Genomic DNA, 14,712 nt, shown 5'->3' on the forward strand with positions numbered 1-14,712 from the left:
TATTCGCGAATCGGTTGACTAGTAAATTGTTCCGAATGAAGTCCGCGTAAAACGCGGGCTTTTTTCGTTACCTACTTGTAACTGTTTCGTTACCGAACTGTCATTCCTTTCGAGCTAGTTCTAGGTAATATGAGGTTGTAAGTCAACCACTGCTTGTCTCCAATGAGGATAAGAGGTGACAAAGCTTAAGAGGAGGAAATGATCATGAACAAGAAAAATAAAAGAGTCGCTGCACTGCTGCTGCTGGCTGCTGTCGCCGTTTCCGTACCAGCTATAGTGAACGCAAACAGAGCGAATCATGCTGAAGAGGTAGTACCTGTCGTTGCACAAGCGCATCAAGTTGAACAAACCGTATATGAGAATACTCAATATGGATTCCGTTTCACGCTGCCGGACAGTTGGAAAGGGTACACGATCGTAACTGACAAATGGGAAGGTCATGATGCGACAGACGGTAAGGTCATAGAAAGCGGTGCGTCCATCAGCATCCGCCATCCCGAATGGACAGCTGACAAGCCTAGACAGGACGTTCCTATATATGTCTTTACGATCGATCAATGGAATGCGATTCAGCAGGAGAAAATGTTCATCGGCGCAGCGCCAATGAGACCAAGCGAACTGACTCGCAATGACAAATACGTGTTCGCACTCCCAGCGCGATATAACTTTGCCTACCTTGATGGTTATCAAGAAGTGGAAGATATTTTGAAGGGCAATCCCATTCAACCTTTGTAATTACATTATTGGTACAGTTATCGGAAGACAAGAACATTGTCGGAATGAAGTCCACGTTAAACGTGGGCTTTTTTTGTTTGCACTTTGTAGTGTGTGGGATTTTAAACAACTCGTCTGGAACGATGTGGATGCGAAGGAAGATATGATCGTTGACAGTTTATATTATATAATTATATTATCTATATATAGGATAAATATTATTAGGGTATTAAAGATAGAAGAGGAGACTATATAAATGAAAATTGAAATCGGCATGGATACGTTTGTAGAAACAACACCGGATGTTCGTACAGGGAAGACCATAACGCATGCAGAACGGCTGCGTGAAGTCGTAGAAGAAATTGTATTGGCCGACAAGGTCGGTCTGGACATATTCGGAGTCGGCGAGCATCATCGAAAGGAATTCGGGGATTCGGCTTCCGCCATCGTACTGGCGGCAGGCGCCTCCATGACACAGAACATCCGCCTGACCAGTTCGGTTACGGTCCTCTCCGCCGCTGATCCCGTGCGCGTATTTCAGGAGTTTGCTACGATTGACGGCATATCCAATGGCCGTGCGGAAATTATCGTAGGAAGAGGGTCCATGGTTGATGCCTTTCCTTTATTCGGCTTCGATTTGAACGACTATGAGACACTATTCGAAGAGAAACTCGAGCTCTTATTGAAAATTAGAGATTCAGAGAAGGTGACTTGGAGAGGCGGGCATCGGCCAGCGTTCAAGGATCTCGGTATTTATCCGCGACCTGTACAGGACCAACTGCCCATCTGGATCGGAAGCGGCGGAAATCAGGAATCGGCCATACGCGCGGGCATGCTAGGATTGCCGTTCGTACTAGCTATTATTGGTGGCAGTCCACTACGATTCGCACCGATTGTGCAGCTCTATAAAAAGGCGGCAGCTCACGCCGGACATGATGCGTCCAAGCTTCGCGTAGCGGTACATTCCCTCGGCTTCGTAGCTGAGAGCACGCAGCTCGCGGTAGACCAATATTTCCCGCCGACCCAAGCATCGTTCAATCTATTCGGCAAAGAGCGCCGTTGGGGCGATTATACCCGCGCGCAATTCGACGCTGAACGAACGCTGGAAGGCGGTCTCTACGTAGGCGATCCCGAAACCGTAGCCAACAAAATCATCTACATGCATAAGAAATTAGGCTTCACACGATTTATGATGCACATGCCTGTAGGCACAATGCCGCATGAAGAAGTTATGCGGGCCATTGAACTGCTTGGCACTGAAGTAGCGCCGCGAGTCCGCGAAGAAATTGCTAGATGGGAAGCTGAACAAACAGGATAGTTCAAGTACTTCGCTAACGAAGAACAGGCCACCGATGATTAATCGGTGGCCTGTCGATTTCGGTGACATTTTGGACGATTAGAGCGGTTCGCCATTCAAGTAATTGAAGAACGGAATGTCGGTCCAGAAATCGTAACTTTGAACGTTTACGGAAGGATCCACGTGCTTGAATCCATCGATGGTGGCCTTGGACTGCTCCTTCAATGAGAAGGACTGCGCGTAATACCGGCCAAGCTGAATTTTATTATTTGTGATTTCTTTATAGTCGGCCAATGGCGTGAGCGAGTAGTACAGCGGCTGCCACCACGAGCTTACAAGAAGTCCAAGTTGATTTTCTTCGTTTTTCTTCGCATAAGCGCTGATGATTGCGTTAAAGCGCTGCTTGTCGGCGGCCTTCTCGAATTCAAAGGAGATATCGTATTCTTTTGCATATTCAATGTAATTGCCGTTCGAAATTTGGCGAACTTCGTATTGGTCAGAAACGCCGGGCTCGCCCCATTCTTTCAGATAGACGAAGGCTGAAGTTTTCGGTTCGAATTGCACCTTGGCTTCGAGGCCCTCGCTTCGCAGCAACCCGATTAATTGGAGCGCGTGTTGGAGATCAGAGTGGCCATATACCAGCTTCAAAGACTCGATGAAATTGGAATCGTACTGGCTGTCTTTCAGGTTGTAGCCCGTAACCAATCCTTGTTCCAGCGCCGTATCGACGATTGTCTGCAACTTATCGTCTTTAATGATAACCGAACCATGATACGCATCCGCAAGCTTGGTATAGATATCAGAGTCGCCTACATAGCCGAGGTAATGCTTATATTGTCCCTTGAGGACGAGCGTCTTGCCAATCAGCAGATTCGCCAAGTCCGCACTGACAGGTGCATTAGGAGCGATCTGGTTGAAATAGGAGGCCGGCAACAGACCCGTATCGATTGCCGCGGCTAGTTCCTGCTTCGTTTGCTTGTTGAGTGAGGACAACTTGATCGGAAGCTTAGCAATCGCTTTCTCCGCTTTCGCTTCGGAATACGTGTAAGCAAGTTCCTTGAAGCCGGCCAATCGAAGCGCGAGCTGTACGGCGTTGACTGCTTTAAGTTGCGCAGATGCATTCGCAGTATCCGACGACAACAGTCCGTTCTGATGCAGCGCCGCGGCAGCATTGTAGTAAGGACTCGACGTGTTCAAGTCATTGAAGGTCACTGGCTTGTCCGCAGGGGACAGGTCCAGCAAACGGACCACATCGACGAAGAACTCGCCGCGGCTCACGTTCTCGGGGAGCGTCAGACCGAATTTGTCCTTCAGGAATGCAGCATATTCGGAGGAAGAAATCTCTTTCGCCGAGACCGACTGACTTGTGATGGCTGTAGGAGAGTTTACGGTCGTTGCAGGAGATGCGAAGGCGGAAGGCTGCGCGTATGCCAGCAAAGTGGCTGATAAAGCTGCTGTTAGGAGAACCCTGTTGCGTACGGAAGTTCGAATGGACATGAGAGAATACCTCCTGATGATTTAATTCATATTAAATAGATATGATTAGTAGATTATACTATCATTCCGTATTTTTCCTGTCAATACGGTTCAGCTTAGTATCCGCTTATTTCGCTCCGCTGGAATCCCTTGACGCCGCACAATCCCTTGTGATACCATTACTGATAATTATTGGATATTGCTACGAGCGATGATAAGGATGAGTAGGCAAGCACTCGAATCGCAGAGAGCCCGGACAGGTGGAAACGGGCATTCGAACTTGGCGAAAGAAGCCTTGGAGCATCGGGCCGAAAGAGGGAGTAGGTCCGGCGGGTCTTCCCGTTACAGAAGAGAAGCCGCTCAATCGGTTTCGTTGAGAGGGGCGGTTGCCCTAATTAAGGTGGTACCACGGAAGCTAAGCCTTTCGTCCTTTAACCGAGGACGGAAGGCTTTTTTGATTGCTTACAAACCTAAAGGGAAGGGATGAAACTACGATGAATCAAGCCGAATTAGCCGATCGTTTGTTTCCGGGAGTGACGCGGCTCCCCCAAGACGTTCTGGACAGCTATCCCACAAGAGATTTGCCGGAAGGAGCACTAGTAACGCGGTTCGCTCCAAGCCCGACTGGCTTTATGACGATCGGGGGACTCTACGCGACGCAAATCTCCGAACGGATGGCGCATCAAAGCGGCGGCGTCTTCTACTTGCGGATCGAAGATACCGACAGGAAGCGAGAAGTCGAAGGCAGCATGGAAGACATTATTCGTTCTCTCGGCTACGTCGGCATATCCATGGATGAAGGGCTGACTGTGTCCGGTGAAGAAGTCGGCATCTACGGACCATACAGACAAAGCGAGCGCGCAAGCCTCTATCATGTGTTTATCAAGGACTTAATTCGCAGAGGACTCGCTTACCCCTGCTTCTGCGATGCGGATGAAGTACAGGCGATTCGCGACAAGCAGAAAGCAGCGCAATTGACCCCAGGCTACTATGGAGATTGGGCCGTTCACCGACATTGGACGCCTTCTCAAGCTCTGGTTGAGCTTGAGAAGGGAAAGCCGTTCGTCATCCGGTTGAAGTCGCCTGGATTGCCTGATCGAAGAATCAAGTACCACGACTTGATCAAAGGCGAAATTGAAATGCCGGAAAACGAACAGGACATCGTCATCATGAAATCAGACGGCATCCCAACATACCATTTTGCTCATGCAGTGGACGATACCCTGATGGGTACGACTCATATCATTCGAGGGGACGAGTGGCTGGCTTCTATACCCGTGCATATTCAGCTGTTCGAGATTTTGGGCTTCCGCAGACCGGAATACGGCCATCTGGCTCCGATCATGAAGATGGACGGTGCTTCAAAGCGCAAGTTCAGCAAACGCAAAGACCGGGATGCGACCGCGATCTATTACCAGAAGGAAGGGTATCCGAGCAAAGCCATTGCCGAGTATTTCATGACGCTTATCAATTCGAACTACGAGGAGTGGCGGATGAACCATTCGGAAGCGCCGTATACGGATTTTACGATCGACGTGAACAAATTGAACGTCAGTGGCGCGCTGTTCGATATGAACAAACTTAACGATATCAGCAAGGACGTCATTTCACGGTACAGCGCGGACGAAGTTTATGCGCAAGCATCGGCATGGGCTGCTTCGTTCGATGAAGAGCTGGCTGCGAGACTGAGTGCCAATCGCGACTATGCATCTGCTATCTTTAATATTGGACGCGTGTCGGAGAAGCCGCGCAAGGACATTTCAAAGTGGTCTGAAGTGAACGACCTGTACGCTTACTTCTACGATGAGTTCTTCAACCGATCGGTCGAAGCAGGCTATGAGTCACTGCCGGGGGAAATATCGCTAGAGCTGGCACAGCAAATCATTCGCGAATACGAGCAATCGCTTGATCTGGGGGACGACCATGATACTTGGTTCGGCAAAGTGAAGGCGATCGGCGATCAGCTGGGCTTCGCCAAGGATGCCAAGGCCTATAAGAAAAATCCGGAGGCTTATCCGGGACATGTCGGCGACGTTGCGATGGTCGTACGTGTTGCCCTGTCGGGCCGGACGATGACGCCGGATCTGTACGATATGATGCACGTCATGGGGGAAAGCCGGGTACGGGATCGCCTGAAGCGGTACTCAACGCGCTCTTAGCTGCAACCGCCTCTCACATGAGGACGTAAAAGGGATAGCAGAAAGGGTGAGCGCATATTTATTCCCGAGCAAGTTTATTCCGAATAATGAAATCGCCTAGTTCCATTTTCTTCGTCTCCGTTCTCCTCGTGTCCCTCTTGACGGGAGTCTTGTCGAAACCCTATTTCACGGATCGCGTCTTCTACCTGTACTTGAGTACGTTCAAATTCGCCGGCGAGCAAGACAGTCTCGTCACCTATCGCAGCAGCACAGCCGGTCCCGTCCAAGTACGCACCGACGATGAGCTGCACCGCACAGTGATCATCGGCGGTAAGTCCTATGCGATTGCGGACAAGAGCATTCCTTACTCGACCAAGTACCGCGTAACCTATCCAAACGGCCATGTCTACAGCGTCGAGGATAATAACGGCTACCTCTTGGGCTACGATGACAAAGGCAATATCGTAATGGGTATTGAGGCGTACGCAAACGGCGAGCGGAACAAGCAGGAAGGGGAAGAAGATTATCCGCCGTCGGCGCTCGTAAGCGCTGCTTACCCCGATTACCATGTCAAACGAGGCGTGCCAGGGTTTCTGTTTCTTGCCCTCGGCCTGTTGATCTTCGGATGGTGCAGTTTCCGGTACCAAGCCTTCCAGGATTTCATGTTCCGTATATCCCCGCAGCGTCTCATGTACGAGAACCCCGAGCCGAGCGACTTCTATTACTTCACGAGCAAGGTCGGCGGCATTGTCGTGATGATCGGTTCGATTGTCGTAGCTTTCAAAGCGTACTAGTAGGTGCACGCGGACTGCCGCTATATCGGGGAAGACGAGGAGCAGCAATACAGAATGATTACAATCATTTATTACCTGACATCGTCTATTGGAAGAATTAGGAAACCGTGTTATTGTAAAATCAATCCTATGAGAGCGGGTGATCGATGTGACTACATCAACCCTAATATTAAATGAAGGCAACCAAATGTCCTGGTAAATTTCGCATCCGCAGCAATTTATAACGACTATAGGCAGTTCAGTTATGGCTAATGATTTCACCTACTATCAGGGAGGTCATCAACATATGCAACGACCCCAAATATGGCACTATGGCCTTCTGGCGCAATCGTGGGCGAATGCCACGGAAGCTGGTCCGGAAGGTGAGTATTACAAGAAGCTGATCGAGACGTCTGGACAACCGGCGCTTGATCTGGGCTGCGGGAGTGGACGCTTGTTGCTCCACTTTTTGCAGGATGGCCTGGATGTGGATGGCTGCGACTACTCGGAGGATATGCTCGCTGTCTGCCAGGAGCGAGCAGCAAAGCAAGGGCTTTCACCTCGGCTCTATGCGCAGGCTATGCACGAGCTGGATTTGCCTCAGCGCTACAGAACGATATTTGCTTGCGGTGTGATTGGTCTTGGCGGAGAGCATCGTCTGACTATGCAGGCTATGCAGCGCTGTCATGAGCATCTACGTTCAGGCGGCATATTTGCTTTCAACTATACGGTGCGATGGAACGATCCGCCCGCTTGGCTGGCGAGATTGCCTGAGAATAGACAGGTTAAGCCCGAGGGATGGCCCGCATCCAGTGAGCGCCAGCTTCTGGCCGACGGAACGGAGCTGGAAATGGTTGCCCGGTCACTTGAAACAGATCCTCTGGAGAATGTCGCCACCCGCCAGATGCGACTCCGGCTGTGGCACGAAGGCGTCCTTATCAGGGAGGAAGTTCAAACGCAAAGGCTGGATGACTATTCGAAGAACGAGTTGGTGTTGATGCTTGAGCGTGCAGGCTTCAGCGACATACAAATCAATGGAGATTTCAGCGATGAACCTGCTACAGCAGACCATCATGAACTGATCTTTATCTGCCGAAAGTAAAATCGCATCCCATAATAGAAACAAAACCAGAAATGCATGAAAACCGCGTTCATCTACGCGGTTTTTATTTTTTCAACAGATAATAATTGCAGGTCGCCCTAGCATCCCTTACTTCAGAGTAACTAGATGAACTTTTTTTCAGTACTAGGAGTGAAAAAGCTGAACTGGTATACTTAAAAATGGAATTTTCGTCACTATTCATGGAAGTTTCATAACTGAATCTAAGGAGGTTGTACCATGACAATGCCACAACGCAAACTTGGTTCTACAGGAATAATCGTAGGGGAAATCGGGATGGGCGGAATGCCGCTCTCCGTTCACGGACGCCCTTCAGAGGAAGACGGCATCAGAGCGGTGCATGCTGCTTTGGAGCAAGGCATTACATTGTTCGATACAGCCGATTCGTACTGCTTGAATTCGACCGAGAACGGTCATAACGAACGACTGCTCGCCAAAGCTTTACATAACCGTCCCGAAGTGCTCATCGCGACAAAAGGCGGACACATTCGTCCGGATGGTCGCTGGGAAACCGATGGCCGTCCTGAACACTTGCGTCAAGCGTGCGAGGACAGTTTGCGTGCGCTCGGCGTGGACGCAATCACGCTCTATCAATTCCACCGTCCGGATCCTAAGGTTCCGTTTGCGGAATCCGTGGCAACAGTCGCGGATTTGCAGCGGGAGGGGAAGATAGTTCACGTGGGACTGTCGAACGTATCCGTTGCACAGCTGGAAGATGCCCGCTCAATAGTAACGGTCGCATCTGTTCAAAACCGTATGAACTTGTTTGACCATACTTCCATGGACGTGTTGAAGCGCTGCGAAGAGCTAGGTATTGCTTTCCTTCCATACAGCCCTCTTAACGGCATGGGTAACGCGCAAGGCATTGGCAGCAACGAGACGCTTTCCCGCATCGCCAGAAGTCATGATGCATCACCGCAGCAGATCGCGATTGCATGGCTGCTTCAACTGTCGCCCGTCATTCTGCCGATTCCCGGTGCCAGCAAAGCGGCTAACATCGTGAACTGCGCGGGGGCATCCAACGTGGAGCTTTCCGCCCAAGATATAGCTGAATTGAACGGCATCGCTGCTCAAATCACAGCTTAATTGCCCGTCGGCAATCGATCGAAGGATCGGTTGCCTTTTTTGTTAGGCTGCTTCAAAGGCATGAGTCCGGTACTGAATAGGGCTCATGCCTTTTTGTTGTGGGAAAATATCCTTATTGTGGTAAAAACGGTCCGGATATTGGCTATAGAATAGGATGTAAAAATTATACAATTTTATTGCTGTGACCTATGCCAATTATCCGGGGAGAGGACTCAATTGAAACATAATCTATCTTTGATCTTTATTATGTTGGCAACCGCATTTTTACTTGGATTAACCGCATGCAGTCCGAACAATGAGAGCGTCAGCGATGTGACGCCTGCTTCGAATTCGAAGTTGACATCAGCGACTTTTCACAGTGAATCTCTGGACAAAGACATGCGAATGCATGTTTATCTTCCCGAAGGATACGACGCGAACAGGAAATACCCCGTCTTGTATTTAATTCACGGTTGGAGCGGAGACGATACGTCTTGGACGAAAGCTCTCGAAATCGATAAAACGGCAGATCGATTAATCGAAGCAGGGGAGATCGAACCTCTAATCATGGTATTTCCTCAAATGAATAACAGTTACGGATTGAACAGCTCGGAGGTTTATAGAAGCACGAATCCCGATGCACCTTACGATGCAACGTATTATGGACGATTCGAGGATTACCTTATAAAGGATATAATCAGGTATGTTGACAGCCATTACTACACGCAAGCCGACCAAGAACATCGGTATATCGGCGGATATTCCATGGGTGGGTTTATCAGTTTGCATACGGCGTTTGTGCACCCCGAGCTATTCAGTAAGATTGGCGGACATAGTCCGGCCTTATTTACAGATGATTGGACGGCAGTGGGAGGTGAAAGAGGATTAAAATCCTTTTTGTACCCGGACAACGCATTACGAGAGGAACGAGATCCTTTGATTCTCGCTAAAAATTTGAATATATCTAACATGACCGTCTATCTGGACTGTGGCGACAAGGATAATCTCAAGTTATATGAAGGTACCGAACGAATGTACGAACTATTGAAATCGAAAGGTGTTAACGTGACCTATTTCAAGAACCCTGGAGAGCATTCCGATAATTACTGGCGAGAGCATACGGAGCAATATTTACTTTTCTATGCCGGGAAATCGTAAGGACGTAATAAGGATATAGCAGAAAGGATGAGCGCATGTAGTGATAATGGAAGCCGCAAGCAACTATAATTGTAGTATATATTTCATGCGTGCCAGTGTAGCAAATCTCCTAGTAGAAATTTAATCTTATTAAGGGGAGAAGGACAATGAGTGGACAGTTGAAAGCCGTTGTAATCGGTGCAGGTTGGGCAGGTGAGGGACATACCCGCGCCCTTCAAGCTTGCGGTGTTGACGTTGTGGCAATATACGCTAGAAAGCAAGAGGTTGTAGATGATGTCGCTCAGAAGTTGGGAATACCGAATGCGTCCGTTGATTGGCGCCAGACGCTGCAATCGATCAAGCCTGATATTGTTGCCATTGCAACTCCAGCCAGTCTTCGAGAAGAAGTGGTTATCGTTGCGACGGAGTTGGGGTGTCATCTGTATTGCGATAAGCCGCTTGCATTAGGAGCGGAAGAAGCCAAGCGTGTGCTGCAGATGGCTGAACAGGCAGGCGTGAAACATGCGTATGCCGCAACTTGGTTGTATCACCCTGAATATACCTGGTTTTCTGAACTTGCCAAGTCTGGTGATATTGGAGCCATTCTGGAAGTGGAATGCTTCTGTCGCATGCCGCGTAGTGAAGCCATTGGCCCATGGACTTGGTGGGACTCCTTGGAAACCGGCGGGGGCTTTCTAAACAATGCGCTGCCACACCTATTGGGGATCATCTCCGCTGCTACAAGCGGGATTCCGATTCGGGCAACGGGCGAGGCGAGAGTATTGCGAGAGCGTGCTCCATATATAGTTGATTTGCATGATAGTCGATTGGCTGGCGCTAGAACTCCTACCGCAGAAGAAGCAGAAAATCTAGAATGGCGCGTCTGCGATGCAGATGGGGCGTTTACGGCCCTTTTTCGTTTGAGTTCCGCCGAAGGAACGGAAATCCCTGTAACGATACTACTAAATACCGGTGTTGGCGCTTCAGACGAGCTGCCGAAAATAACGCTGTATGGCGAATCAGGAACATTAACGGCTACCGGCTTCTTTTTTACTGGCGGTATAACCGTTACGAGGCTGCACTTAGGCGGTGAGCCTGAAGTTCTGCCTATACCGCAGCGTTTGTTGGATGAATTCCCAAGCGTAGGTGACCCGGTGCAAAATATGTGGTGCGCCCATGTTCGGGATTTTATCGCTGATATCAAAGGTGAACCGCACCGTCCTTATCTGACTTTCCGGGATGGTTACTTGTATCAAGCGGCAATAGATATCATTCGCAGTGGGAGTGGCCTCGGCGAATTGAAGATTTAACAAAAAACAGACAGTATTAGTGGTTTCTCACGAGTTCGTTGAACTTGTGGGAGGCCTCTATCTTTTGGCCTAGAGCAATCAGGCAATCACTTTTCTTCAATCAATGTTAAGCTGGGTAGGGAATTTATAACATTTGTCGAAACAATAGACTATCCAGTTGATAAGGAGGAGTAGCCATGATTTATCAGTTCATACCGCAGCTTTATTATAATACGATAGGCCAGCACCCACCTGTTTTGACGATTCGGGATGGGGATACGGTCATTACGACGACAGTCGATGCGAGAGGCTGGGACAACAACGGCGAAAGCGCAGCTGCTCGCGGGAATCCAATGACAGGACCTTTCTATGTGGAAGAAGCGATGCCCGGTGATACGCTGGCGGTTAAATTTGAATCAATCACTCCGAACCGCAATTGGGCTTGGACAACCAACATGCTTGCCCCAGCGGTTATCGAACCCCATGTTGCTGCTTCATTGCCGGCATCGGATATCGTACGCTGGACGGTTGATGTTTCGCAGGGGGTTGCTTATCTCAAGGAGCCATCGCCCGGGTTAGCTGAATTGAAGCTACCTTTGCGGCCTTTTCTAGGCTGTTTTGGTGTAGCACCTTCTAATGATCAATTCATCTCAACTGCTACGAGTGGCGAGTATGGAGGCAACATGGACTATAAAGGACTGGTCGCAGGCACTACAGTTTATTTTCCGGTGTCTTCTCAAGGTGCATTGTTCTATTTAGGTGATGGTCATGCCTTGCAAGGCGATGGGGAAATCATCGGTACAGGGCTCGAAATATCTATGGATGTTCGGTTCACAGTTAGCGTTCAAAAAGGAAAAAAGATAGGCTGGCCGAGAGGTGAAAACGACACGCATTGGTTTTGTATCGGCAATGCACGGCCGCTTGACCAGGCGCTTCAACATGCAACGACCGAAATATATCGGCTGCTGCAGGAGGACTTCGGCTTAACGTCTTCGGAAGCCAGCTTGTTGCTGGGACAAGCAGTGGAATATGAAATTGCCAACACGTTTAACCCTGCCTACAGCGTAGTTTGCAAACTGCCGAAATCGGTCTTATCACAATTAAATCGAGAAAATGTCGGATGACAAGAACATTTTCTAATTAAAGGCCGCGAATATCGCGGCTTTTTGTATTAGGCGATTCTAATGATCTCGAAGTCCAATGAATTACCGGTGTTTCGCTACCGAGGCAGCATTCGTCCAATCAGATAAACCCCTGCATAAATAAGATATTACAGCGACATGATTTTCTCACAATATCTTGTTTATGAAAGGGGGAGTATGTATGATTCGTAAATATACAACTGGACCTCTGAATAATTTGACAGAGAAAGATAAGACGGTATCCAAAGATATTGTTGTAAACTCGTTAAACCAGAATCAACGTGAGAATGCTAAAGTAAGAATCAAAGTCTATGCATTAAACGGAAAGAAGAAATTGATTCATAACGTTGTGTTTACTGTGAAACCGTATGCTTCCACATATAATAGTTTTTTTGTGGGAAATGCAAAGCAGTATGAAGTTCAATTTATTACCAATCAATTGAAGGTGCAATTTGCATCGTTTGGGATTAGTCCGAAAGATCGTTTTGTTGCCGCACATCGAGTAATCAACAGTGAATTATCAAGACTTGTATGAGTGACTCCGCATAATTTCGGATTTTTTACTGATTAGCTGCCATACCGGAGCCCTTAGGTACCGTTCCTATTCGGACCTCAGGGCTTCTTGCGTTTTTCCAGCGCACAATAATAGATTGATTGTCCAAGATAACTTCCATTATTTACACATTATACTTAGTGGGGGATATTATTAATCTCGCTCCCATATAAAAACTTATTCAAATGATAAGGGAGTGATATGTTTCGTGCCTGATTGTAATCAAAATGCTGTGGGAGAATACTCTGATGCAGAAGGTCATGATACGACCGCAAACGGAATGTCGTCCCACGCCGAAGGATACCAAACAAATGCGAGTGCGGAAGGATATTTCAAATAATTCATATCATCTGAGATTGATTGCGTTGTAAGATATTTACACAACATATAGATAGGGTGATTACTATCGTAGGAAAATGGAAGGCTTGGTTGAAAGGCGATGTACTGGACTTTTTGTTTAAGTGGTTTTATAGGATTCTGGTCATCTTTGTTATCTCACAATGTATCTATTCGGTTGTCATGATAGAGTTACATAAGGACTCATCCAAACAAAAGGCCACTCAAACTAAAACTACAGCACCATCACAGGCAAATGCATCATCAACTCAAAAAACAGATACAACAACAACTACAAAAACAGAGACAACAACAATTCAAAAGCCTAACGTATCGACAACTCAACAGACAAGTTCATCATCCACTACGATAACGACCGGCGGCGGAAATAAAGAAGAGAAAGAAGAATCTTGGGTAGACCTGGTGATAAAACCTATCGTTACTAACGAAACAAATCAGGTGATATTCCGAACATTGTTCTATTTGATTGTAATTTGGGTCGTGTCGCTAGCGCTATCGGCGAGTTCTTCAAAATTAAAGCGCCTAAAGATATTTAACCTCGAAGTGGAGATGGATATTGCTCAATCGGTAAATCAAACCTTAATGGTATCGAAATCTAAAGCTATGTTGATGGAATATCTTACGACCGAAGATGTTTTGACAACAACGTTGAATCATGTTCAAAATAATGGACACGTTGAATTTCGGGATGTACTTGCTGACATCTTAGCTGACTTAAGGAAGCTTACCGTACACACTTTGATTCATCGTTTTCATTCGATATTTATTACAACGTGGATCAAGCACCTAGCTTTATCCGTCCCATTATTCGTAAGTCAGAGGACTTGCAAGAAGCAGCTATTTATAGCATGCCATCAGAAGATATTCCTCTTCGCTACAACGTTTTGGCCTATTACTATGAAGTCAATGGTGCTCCGTTAATAACGGTTCTGAGAAGTCATACGGAGAAGTTTGATATGTTCGATAAGCATCTGCTGCCGGTCGTTTACAATGTCATCGCTCGTAATATAGAGACAACTTCCTATATGGTGGCATTGACGAGGCCCGTACAAAGTCCTGCTTGAATTCTAGTGATAATAAGTATATTCTAAAGACAATGGAGGGGATAGGACATGAGTAAAACAACTTTTGACGTTGAAGCAGTACGTGAACTGGCACGCCAAAGGCTGTCCAATCCAAGAGGTAAGCGATATAGGACGGCTACGGAAGCTATCAAAAATGTGAAGGTTACAAAGGAAGACACGAATTTCTTGCAGTGTTTTCTCACAGTTAATAGTAAAAACAAATAAACCAGCCACTGGCTGGTTTTTTTTATTTCGGTTTAATTTTATGCCAATGCCTTGTAATCAGGTCATTTAAAACAGGTGAGTTAGGAGCTATTTCCTTTGGGTCTTTGATATCACTGCCGCTTAAATCAAGGTCACTCATACGTTTAACCGGCAATTTCACCCCTCTTCTAACTAATTGTAATTTCTCTAGAGGCGTTAACTTTCTGCCCATAACGTACACCTCCTTATATAAATTAAAGGTATTCAGAATAAGCAGTTGCTAGACTAGACTTGTAACGTTCAGTTCGGAATTAGAAATGGGTCTATACATAGCTTTACCCACTAATTCAACTACCCTGAAAATTTGCATTAAAATCCGCTAT

Annotated in this window: 14 protein-coding genes and 1 other annotated feature; of the genes, 12 read left to right on the plus strand and 2 right to left on the minus strand. The window is 47.4% G+C overall.

Annotation, left to right across the window (positions count from 1 at the left end; genetic code table 11):
* Positions 1–204 precede the first annotated feature (204 nt).
* A complete protein-coding gene (locus BLW29_RS00895) occupies positions 205–735 on the plus strand; it encodes a hypothetical protein (RefSeq protein WP_090975456.1) in 531 nt (176 codons plus the stop codon).
* A 241-nt stretch (positions 736–976) separates the two neighbouring features.
* Complete coding sequence (locus BLW29_RS00900) at positions 977–2,032, plus strand: LLM class flavin-dependent oxidoreductase (protein WP_090977008.1); 1,056 nt, start codon at positions 977–979, stop codon at positions 2,030–2,032.
* 78 nt (positions 2,033–2,110) lie between these two features.
* Here BLW29_RS00900 and BLW29_RS00905 read toward each other — a convergent pair whose 3' ends face one another.
* Positions 2,111–3,508, minus strand: coding sequence for a hypothetical protein (locus BLW29_RS00905; protein ID WP_090975457.1), 1,398 nt, complete (start codon positions 3,506–3,508; stop codon positions 2,111–2,113).
* Between the two features lie 181 nt (positions 3,509–3,689).
* Positions 3,690–3,922, plus strand: a binding site (T-box leader).
* A 59-nt stretch (positions 3,923–3,981) separates the two neighbouring features.
* Between BLW29_RS00905 and gltX the strand changes: the two genes are divergently transcribed.
* The 10 genes from gltX (at position 3,982) to BLW29_RS31290 (ending at position 14,350) form a co-directional block, all read left to right on the plus strand.
* Positions 3,982–5,646: a glutamate--tRNA ligase gene (gltX, locus tag BLW29_RS00910; RefSeq protein ID WP_090975458.1), complete on the plus strand. Its 1,665-nt coding sequence runs from the start codon at positions 3,982–3,984 to the stop codon at positions 5,644–5,646.
* A gap of 149 nt (positions 5,647–5,795) precedes the next feature.
* Complete coding sequence (locus BLW29_RS00915; protein WP_090975459.1) at positions 5,796–6,419, plus strand: DUF6199 family natural product biosynthesis protein; 624 nt, start codon at positions 5,796–5,798, stop codon at positions 6,417–6,419.
* A gap of 286 nt (positions 6,420–6,705) precedes the next feature.
* On the plus strand, positions 6,706–7,500 hold the full coding sequence (locus tag BLW29_RS00920; RefSeq protein ID WP_177186421.1) for a class I SAM-dependent methyltransferase: 795 nt from the start codon (positions 6,706–6,708) through the stop codon (positions 7,498–7,500).
* Between the two features lie 237 nt (positions 7,501–7,737).
* A complete protein-coding gene (locus BLW29_RS00925) occupies positions 7,738–8,604 on the plus strand; it encodes an aldo/keto reductase (protein ID WP_218147082.1) in 867 nt (288 codons plus the stop codon).
* Between the two features lie 216 nt (positions 8,605–8,820).
* Entirely contained in the window at positions 8,821–9,741 is a 921-nt protein-coding gene (locus BLW29_RS00930) for an alpha/beta hydrolase (protein WP_256208246.1), read from the plus strand.
* Between the two features lie 146 nt (positions 9,742–9,887).
* The gene (locus tag BLW29_RS00935; protein ID WP_090975461.1) at positions 9,888–11,030 is read left to right on the plus strand and encodes a Gfo/Idh/MocA family protein; all 1,143 of its coding nucleotides are present in this window, start codon (positions 9,888–9,890) and stop codon (positions 11,028–11,030) included.
* A 176-nt stretch (positions 11,031–11,206) separates the two neighbouring features.
* On the plus strand, positions 11,207–12,133 hold the full coding sequence (locus tag BLW29_RS00940; protein ID WP_090975462.1) for an acetamidase/formamidase family protein: 927 nt from the start codon (positions 11,207–11,209) through the stop codon (positions 12,131–12,133).
* 199 nt (positions 12,134–12,332) lie between these two features.
* Positions 12,333–12,686: a hypothetical protein gene (locus BLW29_RS00945; protein ID WP_090975463.1), complete on the plus strand. Its 354-nt coding sequence runs from the start codon at positions 12,333–12,335 to the stop codon at positions 12,684–12,686.
* Between the two features lie 447 nt (positions 12,687–13,133).
* Positions 13,134–13,982, plus strand: a complete 849-nt coding sequence (locus BLW29_RS00950) for a hypothetical protein (protein ID WP_143044338.1) — start codon at positions 13,134–13,136, stop codon at positions 13,980–13,982.
* A gap of 191 nt (positions 13,983–14,173) precedes the next feature.
* Positions 14,174–14,350: a hypothetical protein gene (locus BLW29_RS31290; protein ID WP_177186422.1), complete on the plus strand. Its 177-nt coding sequence runs from the start codon at positions 14,174–14,176 to the stop codon at positions 14,348–14,350.
* A gap of 22 nt (positions 14,351–14,372) precedes the next feature.
* Here the strand turns inward: BLW29_RS31290 and BLW29_RS00955 are convergent, their stop codons facing one another.
* Entirely contained in the window at positions 14,373–14,561 is a 189-nt protein-coding gene (locus BLW29_RS00955; protein ID WP_090975465.1) for a hypothetical protein, read from the minus strand.
* Positions 14,562–14,712 lie beyond the last annotated feature (151 nt).

The sequence above is a fragment of the Paenibacillus sp. CF384 genome (genome assembly GCF_900106745.1).
Taxonomy (GTDB): domain Bacteria; phylum Bacillota; class Bacilli; order Paenibacillales; family Paenibacillaceae; genus Paenibacillus_Z.

What these genes read in the sequence shown, in the direction of transcription:
- BLW29_RS00940 (WP_090975462.1), top strand. Translation starts at nt 11,207, where the DNA reads ATGATTTATCAGTTCATACCGCAGCTTTATTATAATACGATAGGCCAG.
- BLW29_RS00895 (WP_090975456.1), top strand. Translation starts at nt 205, where the DNA reads ATGAACAAGAAAAATAAAAGAGTCGCTGCACTGCTGCTGCTGGCTGCT.
- BLW29_RS00935 (WP_090975461.1), top strand. Translation starts at nt 9,888, where the DNA reads ATGAGTGGACAGTTGAAAGCCGTTGTAATCGGTGCAGGTTGGGCAGGT.
- BLW29_RS00925 (WP_218147082.1), top strand. Translation starts at nt 7,738, where the DNA reads ATGACAATGCCACAACGCAAACTTGGTTCTACAGGAATAATCGTAGGG.
- gltX (WP_090975458.1), top strand. Translation starts at nt 3,982, where the DNA reads ATGAATCAAGCCGAATTAGCCGATCGTTTGTTTCCGGGAGTGACGCGG.
- BLW29_RS00955 (WP_090975465.1), bottom strand. Translation starts at nt 14,561, where the DNA reads ATGGGCAGAAAGTTAACGCCTCTAGAGAAATTACAATTAGTTAGAAGA.
- BLW29_RS00905 (WP_090975457.1), bottom strand. Translation starts at nt 3,508, where the DNA reads ATGTCCATTCGAACTTCCGTACGCAACAGGGTTCTCCTAACAGCAGCT.
- BLW29_RS00945 (WP_090975463.1), top strand. Translation starts at nt 12,333, where the DNA reads ATGATTCGTAAATATACAACTGGACCTCTGAATAATTTGACAGAGAAA.
- BLW29_RS31290 (WP_177186422.1), top strand. Translation starts at nt 14,174, where the DNA reads ATGAGTAAAACAACTTTTGACGTTGAAGCAGTACGTGAACTGGCACGC.
- BLW29_RS00920 (WP_177186421.1), top strand. Translation starts at nt 6,706, where the DNA reads ATGCAACGACCCCAAATATGGCACTATGGCCTTCTGGCGCAATCGTGG.